This is a genomic window from Burkholderia catarinensis (genome assembly GCF_001883705.2).
Classification (GTDB): Bacteria; Pseudomonadota; Gammaproteobacteria; order Burkholderiales; family Burkholderiaceae; genus Burkholderia; species Burkholderia catarinensis.
Genome location: NZ_MDEQ02000009.1, coordinates 169,242 through 186,616 on the forward strand (window position 1 = coordinate 169,242; position 17,375 = coordinate 186,616).

At 69.5% G+C, this 17,375-nt stretch carries 23 protein-coding genes and 1 pseudogene; 17 read left to right on the plus strand and 7 right to left on the minus strand.

From position 1 onward, the window contains the following. Positions 1-269: 269 nt before the first annotated feature. Positions 270-1,316 (minus strand): sigma-54 interaction domain-containing protein, encoded by a 1,047-nt coding sequence (locus tag BFF94_RS16715; protein WP_246637346.1) that lies wholly within the window; start codon positions 1,314-1,316, stop codon positions 270-272. Between the two features lie 350 nt (positions 1,317-1,666). On the opposite strand from BFF94_RS16715, the gene BFF94_RS16720 reads away from it, so the two are divergent. The 5 genes and pseudogenes from BFF94_RS16720 (at position 1,667) to BFF94_RS16740 (ending at position 6,855) form a co-directional block, all read left to right on the plus strand. Then, positions 1,667-3,034, plus strand: a complete 1,368-nt coding sequence (locus tag BFF94_RS16720; protein WP_128845667.1) for a sigma-54-dependent transcriptional regulator — start codon at positions 1,667-1,669, stop codon at positions 3,032-3,034. A gap of 83 nt (positions 3,035-3,117) precedes the next feature. After that, positions 3,118-5,421 carry a hybrid sensor histidine kinase/response regulator gene (locus tag BFF94_RS16725; RefSeq protein ID WP_219139559.1) on the plus strand — a complete coding sequence of 768 codons (2,304 nt, stop codon included), beginning with the start codon at positions 3,118-3,120 and terminating at the stop codon, positions 5,419-5,421. Between the two features lie 310 nt (positions 5,422-5,731). After that, positions 5,732-5,895, plus strand: a pseudogene (locus BFF94_RS16730) (SDR family oxidoreductase); the annotation flags it as partial. A 28-nt stretch (positions 5,896-5,923) separates the two neighbouring features. Continuing rightward, complete coding sequence (locus BFF94_RS16735; RefSeq protein WP_128845664.1) at positions 5,924-6,223, plus strand: DUF2795 domain-containing protein; 300 nt, start codon at positions 5,924-5,926, stop codon at positions 6,221-6,223. A gap of 62 nt (positions 6,224-6,285) precedes the next feature. Next, positions 6,286-6,855 (plus strand): hypothetical protein, encoded by a 570-nt coding sequence (locus tag BFF94_RS16740; protein WP_219139560.1) that lies wholly within the window; start codon positions 6,286-6,288, stop codon positions 6,853-6,855. A 232-nt stretch (positions 6,856-7,087) separates the two neighbouring features. Here the strand turns inward: BFF94_RS16740 and BFF94_RS16745 are convergent, their stop codons facing one another. After that, positions 7,088-7,741, minus strand: coding sequence for a UdgX family uracil-DNA binding protein (locus tag BFF94_RS16745; RefSeq protein ID WP_219139561.1), 654 nt, complete (start codon positions 7,739-7,741; stop codon positions 7,088-7,090). A gap of 12 nt (positions 7,742-7,753) precedes the next feature. Between BFF94_RS16745 and BFF94_RS16750 the strand changes: the two genes are divergently transcribed. Then, positions 7,754-8,089 (plus strand): hypothetical protein, encoded by a 336-nt coding sequence (locus BFF94_RS16750; RefSeq protein ID WP_128842484.1) that lies wholly within the window; start codon positions 7,754-7,756, stop codon positions 8,087-8,089. Here the strand turns inward: BFF94_RS16750 and BFF94_RS16755 are convergent. From BFF94_RS16755 to BFF94_RS16765, 3 genes are all read right to left on the minus strand, one after another. Beyond that, complete coding sequence (locus tag BFF94_RS16755; protein WP_128842485.1) at positions 8,083-8,568, minus strand: PRC-barrel domain-containing protein; 486 nt, start codon at positions 8,566-8,568, stop codon at positions 8,083-8,085. The two genes, BFF94_RS16750 and BFF94_RS16755, sit on opposite strands and share 7 nt — an antisense overlap. A 93-nt stretch (positions 8,569-8,661) precedes the next feature. Then, entirely contained in the window at positions 8,662-9,093 is a 432-nt protein-coding gene (locus tag BFF94_RS16760; protein WP_128842486.1) for a CBS domain-containing protein, read from the minus strand. 103 nt (positions 9,094-9,196) lie between these two features. Continuing rightward, positions 9,197-9,451 carry a hypothetical protein gene (locus tag BFF94_RS16765; RefSeq protein WP_128842487.1) on the minus strand — a complete coding sequence of 85 codons (255 nt, stop codon included), beginning with the start codon at positions 9,449-9,451 and terminating at the stop codon, positions 9,197-9,199. A 167-nt stretch (positions 9,452-9,618) separates the two neighbouring features. Here BFF94_RS16765 and BFF94_RS16770 point away from each other — a divergent pair, with 167 nt between their 5' ends. The 8 genes from BFF94_RS16770 to BFF94_RS16805 all read left to right on the plus strand — a co-directional run bounded on the left by BFF94_RS16770 (position 9,619) and on the right by BFF94_RS16805 (position 13,564). After that, the gene (locus BFF94_RS16770; protein WP_128842488.1) at positions 9,619-9,924 is read left to right on the plus strand and encodes a hypothetical protein; all 306 of its coding nucleotides are present in this window, start codon (positions 9,619-9,621) and stop codon (positions 9,922-9,924) included. A 172-nt stretch (positions 9,925-10,096) separates the two neighbouring features. Then, the gene (locus BFF94_RS16775) at positions 10,097-10,321 is read left to right on the plus strand and encodes a hypothetical protein (protein ID WP_128842489.1); all 225 of its coding nucleotides are present in this window, start codon (positions 10,097-10,099) and stop codon (positions 10,319-10,321) included. Then, positions 10,318-10,629 (plus strand): hypothetical protein, encoded by a 312-nt coding sequence (locus BFF94_RS16780; RefSeq protein ID WP_128842490.1) that lies wholly within the window; start codon positions 10,318-10,320, stop codon positions 10,627-10,629. Before BFF94_RS16775 ends, BFF94_RS16780 begins: the two co-directional genes overlap by 4 nt. Before the next feature lie 50 nt (positions 10,630-10,679). After that, positions 10,680-10,994 carry a hypothetical protein gene (locus BFF94_RS16785; RefSeq protein ID WP_219139562.1) on the plus strand — a complete coding sequence of 105 codons (315 nt, stop codon included), beginning with the start codon at positions 10,680-10,682 and terminating at the stop codon, positions 10,992-10,994. Positions 10,995-11,277: 283 nt separating this feature from the next. Next, positions 11,278-12,711 (plus strand): RNA polymerase factor sigma-54, encoded by a 1,434-nt coding sequence (locus BFF94_RS16790; protein WP_128842491.1) that lies wholly within the window; start codon positions 11,278-11,280, stop codon positions 12,709-12,711. A gap of 73 nt (positions 12,712-12,784) precedes the next feature. Continuing rightward, positions 12,785-12,973, plus strand: coding sequence for a DUF3008 family protein (locus BFF94_RS16795; protein ID WP_128842492.1), 189 nt, complete (start codon positions 12,785-12,787; stop codon positions 12,971-12,973). Between the two features lie 46 nt (positions 12,974-13,019). Next, positions 13,020-13,181 (plus strand): DUF1328 domain-containing protein, encoded by a 162-nt coding sequence (locus BFF94_RS16800; protein ID WP_011349711.1) that lies wholly within the window; start codon positions 13,020-13,022, stop codon positions 13,179-13,181. Beyond that, positions 13,178-13,564 carry a DUF3022 domain-containing protein gene (locus tag BFF94_RS16805; RefSeq protein ID WP_128842493.1) on the plus strand — a complete coding sequence of 129 codons (387 nt, stop codon included), beginning with the start codon at positions 13,178-13,180 and terminating at the stop codon, positions 13,562-13,564. Before BFF94_RS16800 ends, BFF94_RS16805 begins: the two co-directional genes overlap by 4 nt. A gap of 156 nt (positions 13,565-13,720) precedes the next feature. Here the strand turns inward: BFF94_RS16805 and BFF94_RS16810 are convergent, their stop codons facing one another. Both BFF94_RS16810 and BFF94_RS16815 read right to left on the minus strand, forming a co-directional pair. Continuing rightward, entirely contained in the window at positions 13,721-15,043 is a 1,323-nt protein-coding gene (locus BFF94_RS16810) for a cation:proton antiporter (RefSeq protein ID WP_219139563.1), read from the minus strand. 42 nt (positions 15,044-15,085) lie between these two features. After that, positions 15,086-15,442: a DUF3175 domain-containing protein gene (locus BFF94_RS16815; protein WP_128842495.1), complete on the minus strand. Its 357-nt coding sequence runs from the start codon at positions 15,440-15,442 to the stop codon at positions 15,086-15,088. Positions 15,443-15,611: 169 nt separating this feature from the next. Here BFF94_RS16815 and BFF94_RS16820 point away from each other — a divergent pair, with 169 nt between their 5' ends. From BFF94_RS16820 to BFF94_RS16830, 3 genes are all read left to right on the plus strand, one after another. Continuing rightward, positions 15,612-15,977: a DUF3022 domain-containing protein gene (locus BFF94_RS16820; RefSeq protein WP_128842496.1), complete on the plus strand. Its 366-nt coding sequence runs from the start codon at positions 15,612-15,614 to the stop codon at positions 15,975-15,977. A gap of 300 nt (positions 15,978-16,277) precedes the next feature. Beyond that, entirely contained in the window at positions 16,278-16,826 is a 549-nt protein-coding gene (locus tag BFF94_RS16825; protein ID WP_128842497.1) for a type 1 glutamine amidotransferase domain-containing protein, read from the plus strand. 4 nt (positions 16,827-16,830) lie between these two features. Further along, the gene (locus BFF94_RS16830) at positions 16,831-17,157 is read left to right on the plus strand and encodes a DUF1488 family protein (RefSeq protein WP_219139564.1); all 327 of its coding nucleotides are present in this window, start codon (positions 16,831-16,833) and stop codon (positions 17,155-17,157) included. The last annotated feature ends 218 nt before the right edge of the window (positions 17,158-17,375 follow it).

Sequence of the window (17,375 nt, forward strand, 5' to 3'; positions counted from 1 at the left end):
GGAGATCGACATGAACAGCACACTGAACCCGGACATCGAGCCGGATCGTGTCGAGCGGCTGAGCGAGCCGGGCCGCACCGACGAAGCGGAGGATCCGGACGAGCCGGGTTCCGGCGGTGCGTAGCGACGTGTTCGCGTGCGTGCCGCGCGCAAAAACTGCAATCGTGTTGCAGATAGGACCCAGCCGGGCGAGCGGCCGCGGATCGCCGCCGCGACGCGCACCTGTCGCGCGCCGCCCGTATCGCCGGACGGAGGCGGGTGCGGCGCGCTCAGCGGATCGGCGCGCCCGTCGGCCGGGCGGTGTTGCCGGCGTTCGTGGTGTCCGTCGCGTTCGGGTTCGGTGCGGCGGGGCCGCCGGCGGCATGGCGCTCGTGCTCGGGCAACAGCGCGAGACGGTTGTACAGCGTTTTCAGGCTGATGCCGAGCGCCTTCGCGGTGCGCGGCTTGTCGCCGTTGAAGTGCCGCAGCGACGCGACGATGAAGCGCTGCTGCGTATGTGCGAGCGTCGTGCCGATATGCAGGGTCATCGCGTTGTGGCGCACTTCCTCGCACGGCGGCTGGCGGCGCGGCAACTGCAGTTCGATCTGTTCGTCGGAGAGGATGAACGCGCGCTCGAGCGCATTGCGCAGCTCGCGCACGTTGCCGGGCCACGTGTAAGCGCGCAACGCCTTCATCGCCTGGATCGACAGCCGCTTCCTCGTACGATGCCGCGCGTTCAGGCGCTCGACGATCTGCAGCGCGATGTCGCCGACGTCGTCCTCGCGCTGCCTGAGCGCGGGCACGTGCAGCGCGACCGTCGCGATCCGGTAGAACAGGTCGTCGCGCAGGCGGCCGCTGCGCACGGCCTCGACGGGATCGTGATGGGTGGACGCGACGATCCGCACGTCGAGCGGAATCGGCTCGTGGCCGCCGACCCGCACGATCGTGTTCGACTCGAGCGTGCGCAGCAGCTTGACCTGCAACTCGGCCGGCATCTCGGCGATCTCGTCGAGAAACAGCGTGCCGCCGCGCGCGGCTTCGAACATCCCCACATGCTGGGCGACGGCCCCCGTGAAGCTGCCTTTCTCATGACCGAACAGATGGGATTCCGCGATGTCGTGCGGGATCGCGCCGCAATTGACGGGGACGAACGGGCCGCGCCGGCGCTGGCTCATGTCGTGCAGGAGCCGCGCGACGATGTCCTTGCCCGCGCCGCTTTCGCCGACGATCAATACGCTGACGCCCGTGGCGGCAACGCGCGACACTTTCATCAACAGGGTCTGGATCGTACGCGAGCGACCGGATAACCGCGTGCCGTCATCGGCGGATTTCGACATGGCGTGATATCGAATGGCGAAGATTTGACCGAATGCGTCGAGACGGGGCGAAAAAATGACGTGGCATGCGTCGTTTTTCACGTGTCCAGCATAGCTTTTATACCGATTTCGAGGCATTGAATCTGGCAATGCGTGCCGCGCCGGCAGATAGATTTATTCGATGGCCGGCGAATGCGCGACACGGCTCTTCTATACTGCTAAGCACTCGTTTGTCATTGCGGGACAGCCAGTCTGCTCGTTCGCGTGCAGCGTGGATCGTGTTGCCGTGTGCCCGGCGCCGCGGATCGCATTGCACGCCCGTCGCGATTTTCGCTGATATTTGCGCGGGGGCCGCATCACCAGGAGCCACGATGCCTTACGTCCTGATCGTCGAAGACGATGCCGATACGCGCACCATGCTCGCCACGCTTGCGCGTACGCAGCAACTCGCGTGCGATACGGCCGCGACGCTCGAAGAAGCGCGCACGCTCGTGTCGATGAATACCCCCGATCTCGTGCTGTGCGATCTCGTGCTGCCGGACGGCAACGGGATGGACCTGTTCGACGCATTGCCCAAGCGCGCGCATTGCGAAATGGTCCTGACCACCGGTCACGCGAGCCTCGAGACCGCGATCGACGCATTGCGGCGCGGCGCGACCGATTATCTGGTGAAGCCGCTGAACATGCAGCGGCTGAACAGCATCTTCGCGCGCGTGCCGCGCACGACCGCGCTGCACGAAGAGATTGCCGAGCTGCGCTCCGAACTGCAGCGCCTCGGCCGCTTCGGCCGGATGCTCGGCAGCTCGCCCGCGATGCAGGCCGTGTACGACGCGATCGGCCGCGTCGCGCGTACCGAAGCGTCGGTGCTGCTGACCGGCGAATCGGGCACCGGCAAGGAGCTCGCCGCGCAAACCGTGCACGACCTGAGCCTGCGCCGCCGCGGCCCGTTCCTCGCGGTGAACTGCGGCGCGATCGCCGCGAATCTGGTCGAGAGCGAGATGTTCGGCCATGACCGAGGCAGCTTCACCGGCGCGGAGCGCCAGCACAAGGGCTTCTTCGAACGCGCGGACGGCGGCACGCTGTTTCTCGACGAGATCACCGAGATGCCGGTCGAATCCCAGGTCAAGCTGCTGCGCGTGCTGGAGACGGGGCGCCTCACGCGGCTCGGCTCGACGCGCGAGATCGACGTCGACGTGCGCATCGTCGCCGCGACCAATCGCGATCCGGAAGCCGCGATAGCGGACGGCAAGCTGCGGCCCGACCTGTTCCACCGGATCAACGTGTTCCCGATTCCGCTGCCGGCGCTGCGCGAGCGCGGCGACGACATCCCGATGCTGGCCGACGCGTTCCTGCAGCGCTACAACGACGAAAGCGGCCGCAACCTGCGCTTCGCGCCGGCCGCGCGCGAAGCGCTGAAAACCTATGCGTGGCCCGGCAACGTGCGCGAGCTGCGCAACTTCGTGCAGCGCGCGAGCATCTTCAGCGACGTCGACGTGATCGATACGCTGCCGCCGCCGATCATGGACGAACTGTCGAGCATGGTCGATTCGCACGAGGATCGCGTCACCGTGCCGTTCGGCACGCCGCTCGAGGAAGTCGACCGCAAGCTGATCCTCGGCACGATCGCGCAATGCGGCGGCGTGAAGGCGCAGGCGGCCGAGGTGCTCGACGTCAGCCTGAAGACGATCTACAACCGGCTCGCGCAACTGGAAGACGAAGCGGACAAATCGGATTCCTGATGCCGCCGCGGTGCAGCGACGGCAGCGCCGCCCGCCGGATCCGCGGGCGAATCGCGACGGAACAGGCCGCAGGAGCAGGTTCGATGGGTGACATGACACGGATGCAGGCCGGAAATTACGCGACGGCCGTGATGCTGGTCGCGATCGCGACCGTGCTGCAGGCGCTCGCGATCCGCTTCGGCGGCGTGAACCTGCCGTTCGTCCTGTACTACCCGCTGCTCGCGGGCGCCGCGTGGGCGACGTCGTTCCTGTTCGGCATCGCGTCGACTATCGTCAGCGGAATGCTCGTGTGGACGCTGTTCCTGTCCGATCCGTCCGCCTATACCGCGCCGCTGCCCGACCGGCTCGTGCAGCTCGGTACGTTCATGCTGGTCGGTGCGCTGGTGTGCGCGATCGCGGCGATGCTGCATCACACGCGACTCACGATCGATCGTGCCCGCCGGCGCGAAGCGGCCGCGCGGCGCCGGCTCGAAGCCGTGCTGCAGGCGCTGCCGCACGGCGTGATCGCGACCGATACGAAAGGACGGCTGACCTACATCAACGCGGCCGCGGCCGACCTCGTCGGCTGCCGGCCGGACGATGCGGCGGGGCGGCCCGTGCGCGACGTACTGCGGATCGTCGACCATGAAGGCCGCCGCGTGCAGGCGACGCCGCTCGACATCGCGCTCGGCGGCGCGGGCGCGATGTCGGACCGGCACTGGCTGCAGGCGGGCGGCGGCAATCCGGTGCCGATCGTCGAGGTCGCATCGCCGATCGGCGACGCGGACGGCAACATCGATGGCGCGGTGCTGTTGCTGCGCGATGCCGGCGCGGACCGCGCGCGCGTCGACGCGTCGCGCCTGCAGCATGCGGTCGTCGACGCATCGCCGGACGCAATCGTCGGCATCGACGTCGAGGGCCGCATCGTCAGCTGGAACCCGGCCGCGCAGCGGCTCTTCGGGTACGACGAGGCCGCCGCACGCGGGCGCACGTTCGAATCGCTGATCGCGGAGCGCTGGCTGCGACGCAATCCGGTTGCCGAATCTTTCGACGCGATGCACGAGCCGGTCGGCCCGATCGAGCTGCTGTGCGTGCGGCGCGACGGCCGGCGTTTTCGCGCGATCTTGTCGGCGTGCCCGGTGCGCGGTGACGCGCGGGCCTGCGTCGCGCTGTCGCTGACGTTGCGCGAGACCGGTGCGCAGCGCCGGCGCGATTTGCGCGCGCAGCGTTCGCTGCAACGCGCACGCGATGCGCGCGACCAGGCCGCTACCTCGAACCGGCTGAAGGATGAATTGCTCGCGACGGTGTCGCACGAGTTGCGCACGCCGCTGAACGTGATCTACGGCTGGGTCGAGGTGCTGCGCAATTCGGGCGACGCCGCGCTGCAGCATCAGGCGATCGACGCGATCGACCGCAGCGCGCGCTCGCTCACGCGGATGGTCGGCGACATCCTCGACGCGTCGTCGCTCGCGACCGGCAAGCTGCGGCTCGACGCGATGCCGGTGGACATCGTGCGGCTGTTTTCCGACTCGGTCGGCGCGTTCCAGACGGCCGCGTCGTCGGCCGGCATCGTGCTCGAATTCGACTGCGCGGCAAGCGCGTGCATCGTGTCGGGCGATGCCGAGCGGCTGCGGCAGATGCTGTCGAACCTCGTATCGAATGCGCTCAAGTTCACGCCCGGCGGCGGCAGCGTGACGGTCGGGCTGGCGCGCGACGACGCGCATGCGGTGCTGACCGTCGTCGACACGGGGCAGGGCATCGCACGGGAGTTCGTGCCGCACGTGTTCGACATGTTCCGCCGCGCGGACGATTCGCCCGCATCGCCGCGGCGCGGCCTCGGCCTCGGCCTGTCGATCGTGCGGCACATCGCCCAGCTGCACGGCGGCAGCGTGACCGTCGAGAGTGCGGGCCGCAATCGCGGCGCGACGTTTGCGGTGACGCTGCCGGCCGGCTGGCAGCCGATGGGCGCGATGGCGTGGGGGATCGCGCAAGCGGACGGTCGTCGCGATGCGCCGACGCTCGAGTCGCAACGCATCCTGATCGTCGACGACGACGCGACGACGCGCGCGAGCCTCACCGCCGCGCTGACGACGTTCGGCGCGGCCGTCGCGATCGCATCGACGGGCCGCGAAGCGCTCGCGGTAGCGGCCGACATGCGGCCGACCGTCGTGCTGTCGGATCTCGCGATGCCCGACGGCGACGGCTTCTGGCTGCTCGACGCGTTGCGGCGTGCGGGCGCGAACGGCGGCGGGCCGCCCGATACGCGCGTGCTGGCCGTCACCGCGCATGCGGGCCTCGCCGACGAGCGCCGCGCGCTCGAGGCCGGGTTCGACGGCTATCTGTGCAAGCCGGTCGACGTGCGCGAACTGGCGGACAAGATCGCACGCCTGACGAAGCACGCCGACTGACGCCGCAACGCGCCCGCCGCCCGCCTGCGATGGCGGTGCGCATTCGTGCGCATTCACCCCCCGATTCCGTTCGTCTCGACGCGTGTCGCATCCCGATGCCGGCGCCACGCCGAACCCCGTGCGGTGCGTGCCGGTCCGCAATCCGCCGAGCAACCGGCATGCCTGCCGGCGCGCGGGCACGATCGCGCAAACGGTGGTCGAAAAAATTACAACGCGTTGGATGAAAGGGCCTCCGATCGGCGCTTCGCGCGCGTGCGCGGCATCGACGCCGCGGCACACGGCTTGCGCCGTCAACGTGTACCCGCCGGCCGAGCCGCGCCACGCGCTGCACGAGCGCGAAGGGATGGCCGGCCCCGTGCTGCGCGGCTGCGGGTACAACGCGGTGGTGCAGCGGCCGAAGGTCGCGGTCGGCGCGGCGGTGCGGCGGCGCTGGTGATTGCCGCGCTGGCGCGTGCGCGGCGCGCGTCCGCGTGATGCCGGCCATTTTCAGCAGGAGGTTTCAATGACATCCCGAATCCATACGGGCCACGAACTCAGCCATGCACGCGCGCACGAAGGCGACCGCGTGCAGCAGGACCACGACAAGGGCGGCCACCAGAGCGGGCACGGCAAGGCGCCGGGCCCGGTCGACGTGCAGAAGACGTTGAAGGGGATGGACTATCCGGCGAGCAGGTCGGACATTGTCGAGTGCGCGGAACGCTCGCATGCGGACCGCGACGTGATCGACATGCTCCGGCGCATTCCCGATCGCGAGTACGGCACGCCGGCATCGGTATCGAAGGAACTCGGGCGGTTGATGTAAGCGGCCGTTCCGTCGTGCGCGGCAGCGCGCGCGGCGCATTACCCGTCACGAGGAGCACGAGCATGGCGATGATCGTCGCAGGCCGCTTCACGACGTTCGATGAAGCGGAGGGTGGGGCGCGCCACCTTTACGAGCGCACGTTCGGCCCGGACGACGTGTCGATCTTCTTCCTGAACCCGGGCGGCCAGCATGCGCGCTTTCCGATCGGCGGCGACGTGTATGCCGATACGGCGGCGCAGCCGGGCGGCCGCGGCGCGATGGTCGGCGCGATGCGCGGGTTGCTGATCGGCATCGTCGTGGGGCTGGTCGCCTACGCGGTGGGGCTGCGCTACTGGTACGTGCCGGCCGCCGGCGCGCTGGCCGGCGCCTATCTCGGCGCGTTCGGCGGCGCGCTCGGCCGGATGCGCGGCGAGCGGGCCGAAGGCAAGGGCGCGCTCGCGCGGAGCGACACGGGCGTGATCCTCGCCGCGCACGTGACGCCCGACACCGCGGCGACGGCGGAAGACGTGTTGCGCGCGACCGGCGCGAAGTCGATCGAGCGCGTCGAAGGCGACTGGCAGGACGGCGAGTGGCGCGATTTCGATCCGGTGCGCCGGCCCGGCGAGGCCGCGTCGGGCGGCCGGACGCACTGACCGGGCAGACGCCGCACCCGAACGGCGGCTCGATCGTCGGCGGCCGATGCGGCGCGCGCCGAACGCTCGCGCGGCAAGATGATGTGACGTGCCGGCTGCCGGGCAGTCTCGCGCTTGGCGGCTGCCCGGGCCGCCGGTTCAATCGGTTGCGAATGCAACCAGCCTTCGGTACCACGCTTCGCGGCGGGCGACACGGCCTGCGCGTGCGGCCGTGCGTCTTCGCCCGGCCCGCTCATCCGGCGTTTCCGCGGGTTTCGGGCTTGCCGCCGTGGTCGTGGTGAGGGTCGCCCGCGAGGTGCGACGCGGTGCGCAACGCATCGACGAGCGTCAGGTACGCGTGCTCGCGCGAATCGGCGCCGCGCGTGCGCAATACATACGACGGATGACAGGTCGCGACGACGAGCCTGCCGTCGGCCGTGCGCACCGGCGCGCGTGCACGCTCCAGCGTCGCGTCGTGGTCTTGCAGCACCGCCCGCAACGCGGTGCCGCCGAGCGCGACGATCACGCGCGGCTGCACCACCTCGAGTTCGCGATCGAGCCAGCAGCGGCACGCTTCGACTTCGCGTTGCGCGGGTGTCTTGTGCAGCCGCCGCTTGCCGCGCGGCTCCCATTTGAAGTGCTTGACGGCGTTCGTCACGTACACGCAAGTGCGATCGATTCCCGCTTCGTCGAGCGCGCGGCCGAGCATGCGGCCGGCCGCGCCGACGAACGGCAGGCCCGTGCGGTCCTCCTGGTCGCCCGGCTGCTCGCCGACGAGCATGATCGTCGCCGCGACAGGCCCCGCGCCGGGCACCGGCTGCGTCGCGTGTTCCCACAGCGTGCAGCGGCGGCACGCGTCGAGCGTGGCCGGCAGGTCGTCGGCGGCGGGCGGCGTCTCCCGTATCATCCGGCGCCTCCCGTGCAGGCCGGCAAGGGACCGTGGCGCGATCGCGCGGAACGCTCCGGCGACGCGCGGCGTGTTGCACGCGCGGATGGAAGCAAAGCGGACGGAGGGCGCGAGATCACAAGCATGAAGGACTCCCGTTTCGACGATGCGAAATATGCGGCAGCCGATGCAGCAACCGGCATGCCGCATGCAGTCGACATGGGCGCACGGCTTGCGTGTTACACGGCGCTTGTAAAAACGCGTGACGCGTCGCAATCGTATGAAAAACGCCCCGCGTGGGGGCGGGGCGTGTTGAACGGTGCCGAGCGCGGTGCCGGCGAACCGGCACCGCATCACCGCAATCAGTGATGACCGCCGCGCGTGCGCGGATCGTTCAGTTCCTCGGTCGGGTCGGTCAGCCCGAGCTCGTCGCCGGGGCTCCAGTACGGCGCGCTGCCGTAGAACTCGTGCAGCGGCTCGGCCCATTGCGGGTCGGCCATTGCCGGCCAGTGGTCCTTGTCGAAGCCCGGCGCGTTGCGGATCCGTTCGGACGACACCGACAGCAGGAAGCACTTGCGCTCGGTGTCGAGCGTCAGCGCGCTCCACGGGATCGCGAGCAGCTTGTCGCCGATGCCGAGCACGCCGCCGCTCGACAGCACCGCGTACGCGACGCGGCCCGAGCGCACGTCGAGCATGATGTCCTTGATCTTGCCGACGTCGTCGCCGTCGGTCGTGTAGACCTTGTCGCCCTCCAGGGTGCCGGCCGCCATGACGTCGGGGCCGGGGCCGGCCGCTGTTGCGGCGCCCTTGCCGATGATGCGGGTCTGACCTTGATCGTGAGTCTGCATGGTTTCCTCCAGGCTGCGTAGGCGCGACCGGGCCCGGATGGGCCGCGGTTCGCGCGGGTGGGCGGGACGGGGGCGAAGAAGCGCTGCTCCCCGTCACGTCTGCTTCGGCTGCGACACGCCTTCGAGCGTGTTCGCGATGCCGTCGCGCGACGGGCCGGCCGTGCGCGTCGCGATGTCCGCGAGCGACAGCATGCCGACCAGCCGCTTGTCGTGATCGACGACGGGCAGGCGGCGCAACTGCGCGTCGGCCATGTAGTGCTGGATCTCGTCCAGCGAATCGTCGTCGAAACACCATTCGATCGGGCCCGACGCGACTTCGTGGATCCGCGTCTCCGGCGATTTGCCGGCCGAGATCGCGCGCACCGCGAGATCGCGATCCGTCACCATCCCGATCAGCCGGTTGTTGTCGCACACGGGCAGCGCGCCGATGTCGTAGCGCTCCATCAGTTGTGCGGCATGACGGATCGAGTCGGTCGGCGCGATGTGCACGACGTCCTGCGACATGATTTCGTTGACGCGATGCATGAAGTTCTCCTTGCGGGTTGGGTGGGCGGATTCTTCAGCGAATTCCGCAGCGAATTCCGCAGCGAATTCAGCAAACCGCATGCCGTCCGGCACCCGCGGCCTGTCATGCGTCGCCGCGTTCGCGCTGGTCCTGCCACGGCCCTTCGTCGTGCGTGCCGGGCGGCGTGTCCGGCTCGATGCGCGTGACGCCGCCGGTTGCCGGCGGGTCGCTGGCCGGAAACGTGTCCTCGAGTTGCTTGTCGATATGGCGTTCCGAATGGCGCGTCTGCGTGCGGTCCTGGTGCTTCAGCGGCGGCGACGGGTCGGATTGCCGCTCGTGCGCCGGCGCGTCGCGGCCGGACCGGATCGAATCGTTCATGGCGAGGCTCCGTGTCGATGACGATGACGCGGATATTTTTGCAACGGCCATTCCCGGCTCGCACGCGGCACGCGACTTGCCATGTCGACAGCGACGACGAAGACGATCATGACGACAACGCGCGGCGCAATCGGTGCCTGCCATGCGCACATCCAGCCGGAGGCACGATGACGATTCCAAAACGACGACCAGGTGTGCGCTACGAGGTCAACGTATGCGGCGGCGGATTCGATTCGGTGAAGAGCCATTTCGATTCGTGGAAGCAAGAACCGCTGATCTACCGGCCCGAGCGCCGGATGTTCGAAGGCAAGGCCGAAGTGCGGCCGCTCGGCGACGAGACGTTCGGCTCGACCGAGCCGGCGCGCTTTGCGCTGCAGTGCGCGTGTGAGCCGGCCGACCCGTATGCGCTCGCGGCGCGCGTGCAGGACGACGGCCGCGAGCTGTGGCTCGTGATGGCCGCGTACGATGCGTAGCGGCGCGCTTGCAAGATTTGCAGCGACCGGTGTAGCGAAGACACGGTGCATCGCGCGCGAGTGCCCGTACGCGCACCGGCGCGCGCAGGCGGGTCGCGCGTGCCCGCGCGTACCGGATGGCATGCGGATTGCGAGCCCTCCGTCACGACAACGCCATGATGGAATGGATGTGATGAATCAGGATGTCGATCATTCGCCGCGCCGGCTCGATCCGCCGATGCTCGATGTCGAGCCGGATCCCGACCCGGACCCCGAACCGCCCGATATGCCGGAGCGTTGCCGTCCTCCCGAGGGCGATCCGCCCGGGCATGCGCCGCCTTCGCGAGAACCGCCCGTGAGCATGCTGCCGGCGGGCGCGGTGTCGCCGGCACGAACGCGAATGGAGTGCATGCGATGAGCATTCGTGTGAAACCCGGCATGCTGCGCGACCTCGCCGAGACGCTCGGTCGTCATTTCGAGTCGCGCGCGATGCCGTTCCATGTCGAGGAACAGCCGGCCGGCGCACTGCACATCGGCTTTCGTGTCGACGGTCGTCCGGCGTCGCTGACCGTGACGTTCGACGCCGACGCATTCGCCGCGCTCGAACAGGCCGGCATCGAGCGGCAACGCGGCTCGCTCACGCGCGTCGCGGCCGAATTCGACATGATGATGGCGCGCCGCGCACCGGCCGCGTATGCGGGGGATTTTCATTTCAACCGGCTCTGAGTCGTGCCGCAACGGCCTGCCCGGAGCCGTCGATCCCAGGGAGGGTTCCGATGAAACCGACCCAGACGATGCGCGTGGGCGCAGTTGCGTTCGCTGTCGCGTGCGCGCTGGCCGCATGCACGCAACCGACGACCGGCACCTACGGTACGGGAGGGGCGCCCCCGGCGCCGCCCGACGGTCGCGGGGCGCAGTCGACCACGACGATGCCGGACGCCAACACGCGCTACGACACGCGCCGGTCGCCGGGCAACACGCTGCCGCCGGGCGCGGCCGGCGGCGATCCGGCCGATGTTCCGCCGCCGGGCCCGAACGGCGTGCAGGGCGACCAGCCGCTGCCCGGTATGCCGCCGCCGATGCAGTACTGAACGCACCGAACCGGGCGCGTGGCACGCGGCACCGTGATACGGCCGGAGGCATGCGATGGCGAGCAGCATCGAGCCCGTGACGCACCGATGACCGGGCGCGCTTCGTGGCGCGCGAAACGCGTGCCCAAACTTGCCGGCGGCTTGTAAAAAAGCGGCCTCGAGAAGACGCGCGACGGGGTGCGAACCCGCACAGGCCGCGACGCGGCGCGGCGGGCCGGTCTGGCACGAAAACTGCATGAATCCTGCACGCATACCACGAACCGAACCGTCAGGAGGACTTTCGATGTCCGTCTCGCTTGCGCTGCAGATGCGACAGCATCTGGCACTTACGCCGAGGCTTCAGCAGTCGCTGCGGCTGCTGCAGTTGTCCTCGCTCGAATTTCAACAGGAGCTGCGGCAGGCGCTCGACATGAATCCGTTTCTGGAAGACGGCCAGGGCGACGAGGAAGCCGCCGCCGATGCCCCCGAGCAGACGGCCGAAGCGGCCGCGCCGGAAGCCGTGCCCGAACCCGACGAAGTACGCCCGCCCGACGACGAGGTGCCGTATACGGCCGCGCCCGCGCCGCGCGGCACGAACCGCCAGGGCGACGACACGGACGGCCTGGCACCCGGCGAATGGATGGCCGCCGAGCCGTCGCTGCACCAGCAACTGCACGATGCGCTGCGACTCTATCCGCTGAACAAGCGCGACCGTGAAGCCGCGCGCATCGTGATCGACGCGCTCGACGACGACGGCTACCTGCGGCAGGAACTGCCCGAGCTGCTGGTCGCGGCCGATCCGGCGCTGCTGCTGTCGGAACAGGATCTCGCGGTGGCGCTGCGGCTCGTGCAGATGCTCGACCGCCCGGGCATCGCCGCGCGCTCGCTGTCGGAATGCCTCGCGCTGCAGCTCGACGCGATTCCGGCCGGCACGCCGGCGCTCGCCGAAGCGAAGGCGATCGCGCACGAGCATCTCGAACGGCTCGCGCGCCGCGAGACCGCCGAGATCCAGCGGCGCGTCGGCTGCAACGCGCAGACGCTGCACGCGGCCTGCGCGCTGGTGCGCGGGCTCGACCCGCGCCCCGGCGATCACTACGGCAGCACGCGCGGCGACTACGTGGTGCCCGACGTGATCGTGCGCCAGGTGCGCGACGAGTGGATCGTGACGATCAACCCGGCCGTGTTGCCGCGCGCGCGCCTGCATGAGCGCTATGCGACGCTGTTCGCGCAGTCGAGCGGCGAGCGCGATTCGCCGCTCGGCCAGCAACTGCAGGAAGCGCGCTGGCTGATCCGCAACGTGCAGAAGCGTTTCGACACGATCCAGCGGGTCGGTGCATGCATCGTCGCGCGGCAGCGCGATTTCTTCCGCTACGGCGAGATCGCGATGAAGCCGCTCGTGCTGCGCGACATCGCGGAAGAGCTCGACCTGCACGAATCGACCGTGTCGCGCGCGACCGGCAACAAGTACATGGCCACGCCGCACGGCACGTTCGAATTCAAGCACTTCTTCCCGCGCAAGCTCGAGGCGGCCGGCAAGGGCGTGTGCTCGGCATCGGCCGCGAAGGTGCTGATCCGCGACATGATCGCCGCCGAGCGGCACACCGATCCGCTGTCCGACGTCGTGCTCGCGCAGAACCTCGCGGGCCGCGGCATTCTTCTTGCGCGTCGCACGGTGACGAAGTATCGCCAGGCGATGAAGATTCCGCCAGCCGACCTGCGGCGCCGCGACGCCGCGTGACGGTCCGGTGGTTTGACCGCGCGCGTGCCGCACGTCGAAGCGACCCGCGCGCCCCAACGACAGGAGGGCAACCATGCCAGCAAAATCCCAGGCCCAGCAGCGTGCCGCGGGGGCCGCGCTGTCGGCCAAGCGCGGCGACACGAAAATGAAGGACCTCAAGCCGCCGGCGAAGTCGATGGCCAAGTCGATGAGCGAGAAGGAACTCGAAAAAATGGCTTCCACGCCGATCCACGGCAAACCCAGGCACAAGCACGATGCGTGATCGGCGACGACGTGTATTGACGACTGCTGCCATCCAGGAGGTATCCATGCTGCGATACGCCGTTATCTTCTTCATCATCGCGATCGTCGCGGCCGTGTTCGGCTTCGGCGGCATCGCGGCCGGCGCGGCCGAGATCGCGAAGATCCTGTTCTACATCTTCGTCGTGATCTTCCTGGTCACGCTGCTGCTGGGCGTCGTGCGACGATGAACGGCAAGCCCGACCGGTCGCAGCGTATCGCGGAACTCGAGCATGCGCTCGCGATCGGCTTTCCGTCGGAGTCGACCGTCATCGTGCATGCGGACGACGCCTCCGGGCGGCTGACGATCCAGGTGTCGTGGGTGCGCGTGCCGATCGACGAAAGCGCGCGCGAATGGCGCTGCGTGGTCGACCTGCGGTTCGATCCGGACGTGATCACGCGCTACGCATCGCTCGACGCGGCTGACCGGCTGCGCGTGCGCACACGTCTGTGCGACGACGCGCGGCGCGCGGTGGACGAGCGCAAGCCGAGCGTCGAGGATGACGCGATCGAATGCAACGTGGCGCTCGATGTGACGCGCGCCGAATTCGACGCGGCGCTGCGCGCGCCCTGACGCCGAAGCCGACCGCGGGGCGGCGTCGCAACGATCCGCGTTGCCGTCGCGCCCCGAACGCGCGAGCGCACTTCGATGCCGATTCCTCCATCAGCCGACCCGACTCCGTCACCCGCATGGCGGCGCGACAGCGCGGCGTGGCGAATCGTGAACGCGTCAGCGCCGGTGCTGCTGCAGCCGGTGATACCAGTTCATCAGCGGTGTCGCGGAGATCCCGTGCGCGATCACCGATGCCGCCACGACAGCCAGCACCGGTGCCGCGAGCGGACGCATCGCGCCGGACGGCCCGTGCTCGAGCGCGAACAGCAGGTAGTAGAACGAGCCAATCCCGCGGATGCCGAACCACGCCATCAGCCGCCGCTGCGCATGCGTCGCGTGCGAACCGGCGAGCGTGAGCAGTACCGCCAGCGGCCGCACGGCGACGAACAGCATCGCGGTCAGCGCGGCCGCGCCCCACGTGAGCAGCGGGCCGGGCAGCGTCGCGAGCACGCTGCCGATCATCGTCATCACGACGGCTTCCGCGATCCGTTCGAGCTCGATCGTAAAGCTGAGCACCGATTCGGCCATGAACGCGTGCGCTTTGTCGGGATGCTGCTCGGTGGCGACGACGTCCTCCGAATCGATCTTGCCGATCACCTCGTGCGGCTTGCGGTCGCCGCTCGCGCGGTGCTCGACGCGGCGCATCGCGACGCCGGCCGCGAACGTCGCGATGAACCCGAACGTATGCGCGAACTGCGCGGCGCCGAACGACAGCACGATCAGCGCGAGCGCGAAGAAGCCTTCGAGGCCGAGCGCCTGCGCATGGCGCGTGCGCAGCCAGCCGACCGTCTTCGTCGTCACCCAGCCGAGGCTGCCGCCGATCGCGGCCGCGCCCGCGATGCCCCACAGCGCGACCAGCGCGAACGTGCCGGACAGTGGCGGCAGCCCGTGCGTCGCGTCGGGCGCGCCGCACAGCGCGAGCCCCGCGAGTGCGAACGGCAGCGCGATGCCGTCGTTCATCCCGCCTTCGCCGGACAGTGCGAAGCGCACGAGATCGCGGTCGCCCGGGTCGTGCACCTGCACGTCGTGCGCGAGCACCGGATCGGTCGGCGCGAGGATCGCCGCGAGCAGCAGCGCGGGGCCCCAGCCGAGCCCGAGCGCGAGCACCGCGCATGCGGCGAGCAGCGGCACGGTGACGATCATCGCGAGCAGCCCGAGGCGGCACGGCACGAGCCACAGTTGGTCGGACAGCGGCACGCGCAGCCGCAGCCCGATCGCGAACAACGACACCAGCAGCGCGATCTCGACGATCTCGCGCAGCAGCGGCGCGTCGCGTTCGAGGTCGAGATGCAGCAGGCCGGCGCCGGACGGGCCGAGCGCGACGCCGAGCACCAGGTAGATCATCGCGGCGCTGCACGGCAGGTGGCGCAGCGCGGACGTCGCGACGCCCATGCCCATCAGCACCGCGCCGATGATCAGGTACCAGAGCGTCTCATGCATGTGCGCGGTCGCGGCAGGCCGATACGGCGGTGGGGCAGCCCGTCAGGGCTTGCGGCCGAACGTCTCGCGCAGTTTCCGCTTCGCGCGTTCGAGTGTTGCGCGGCGGGTTTTCGGCAGGTGGCGGCCCGCGCGGTTCACGTAGAAGTTCAGCATCGACATCGCCGACTGGAACGGCGACGCCTTGCGGCGGCGGCTGTGTTCGGCCGAGCGCTTCAGCGACGCGGCGATCGCGGCCGGGTCGTCGGACTTGAAGATGTCGGGCTCGATGTCGAGCGCGTCGCTGGTTTGCGTGACTTCGGCGGACCAGCGCTTGCGGGGTTGCTGATCGGTGCTGCGGGCGCGGCCCGGGCGTCGCGTCAGGCGCTTGCCGTGCGCGTGGGAAGCGGTAGCGGAAGGCATTGGATGGGCTCCGTATGGGGTCACAGGGGCGTAGTACTGGCGTTGGCGGCGCAAACCGCGTGCCGCGCAACTCATATCGCATGCGCGGCGAGCGCGTGCCACCGGCGGCATGGGTCTTGCTGGAAAGACGAGCAGGACATGCCATCTCGCCACCATGCAGGAGGTCATCATGCAATCGAATTCCCGGACCTGGCTGGAGAATGACGAAGTCGACGGCGACACGATCGACACGGACGATCCCGATACGACGGTTCATGTCGACGTTGCAACGGGCAGGGTCATGTTTCATGCGGCGTGGGCGAATACAGTCGCCGCGCCGCCCGAGGCGGCGCGGCAATCGGTCGTGCTCGCGCTCGACTGCGACACGATGGAACGCTACGCGGAACTCGACGAAGGCGCGCGGATGCGCGTGCATGCGATGCTGCACGATGCCGTGCAGCAGGCGCTCGACCGGTTGCCCGACACCGACGAGGAACTGACGTTGACGGTCGAACTGACCGACGCGATGCTCGACGCGGCGCGTCATCTGCAGTAACCGTGCCGCCGAATGCCGCCGGCGGCATCCGTGTCGGGGGCGGCGCATCCGGCCGGTTACACACCGTTGAAATCTTTGCAGCCGGTGCGGGCGACGTCGTACGGGCGGGCCCGGGATGTACAGGCGTGGACGGGCGCCGGCCCGTCGTGCCGTCGTCCGATCCCGGGTCGCTCCCCGGTCGATACAACACCGCGAACGATCCGGCTACGACGTCGCGGCAGGCAGCCGGCTGCGCCGGCACGCCGATTGCTGCGCGACCGGCACGGCACGACGCGTGCCGCCACGGCAACGGAGGCATTCATGAGCGGCAGGCTGGATCATTGCAAGGTGGCTATCCTCGCGGTCGACGGCTTCGAAGAAGCCGAACTCGTCGAACCGCAGCGCGCGCTGGCGGCCGAAGGCGCGCAGGTCGACGTGATTTCGCAGAAGCGCGGCGAGATCCAGGGCTTCCGGCACGTCGACAAGGGCGAGCGCGTGAAAGTCGACCGCACGTTCGACGATGCGCGCGAGGCCGACTACGACGCGGTCGTGCTGCCGGGCGGCGTCGTGAACGGCGACGCGATCCGGATGATTCCGGCCGCACGCGAATTCGTGACGGCGGCCGTCGGCGCCGGCAAGCCGATCGCGGCGATCTGCCACGGCGGCTGGCTGCTCGTGTCGGCCGGCCTCGTGGAGGGCCGCACGATGACGAGCTGGCCGAGCCTGCAGGACGATATCCGTCATGCGGGCGGCAAGTGGGTCGACGAGGAAGTCGTGCGCGACGGCAACCTGATCACGAGCCGCAAGCCCGCCGACCTGCCCGCGTTCAACGGCGCGCTGGTCGATCGCCTCGCGGCGCGGGGAGCTTGAGACGATGCCGACCGATTCCGCCCGCCGCGTGACGCTGACCGACGCGCCGCCCGTGTTCGATGGCGCGGCGCTGCAGTTGTGCTTCGTCGTCGACGTCGATGGCGCCCCGCAAACCTGCGCGATCACCGTCGAAGCGCTGGAGGATCATTTCGGCGCGCCGTCCGCGCTGGAGGCCGATCTGCGCGCTGCGTTCGAACGCGGCCGCGCGCGCATCGAGGCCGCGTGCGCGGAAGTGCTGGCCGACCGCCACGGCGACGTGGTGCTGCACAGCGGCTATTTCCGCGCGCCGGCAGGCAGCGCGAAGGCCGGCCTGTTCCGGCCGCGGTCCTGACCCGATTGCCGTCCCCGACGTTCTTCCGCTTTGCGCGTCCGGCATTACATGTCGTTGAAAACTTTGCAGCGGCTCGCAGGTGCCGCGTAGTGCCACATCGCGCCGCGCGCCGACGGCGCTCGTGCGAAGCCGATTGGCATGGTCCCTGCGTGCTTGTTCTGTGGCCGGCGTGTGAATTGCGCCGCATGCCGGTGCGATGCCGTTGTCGCATCGCGCGC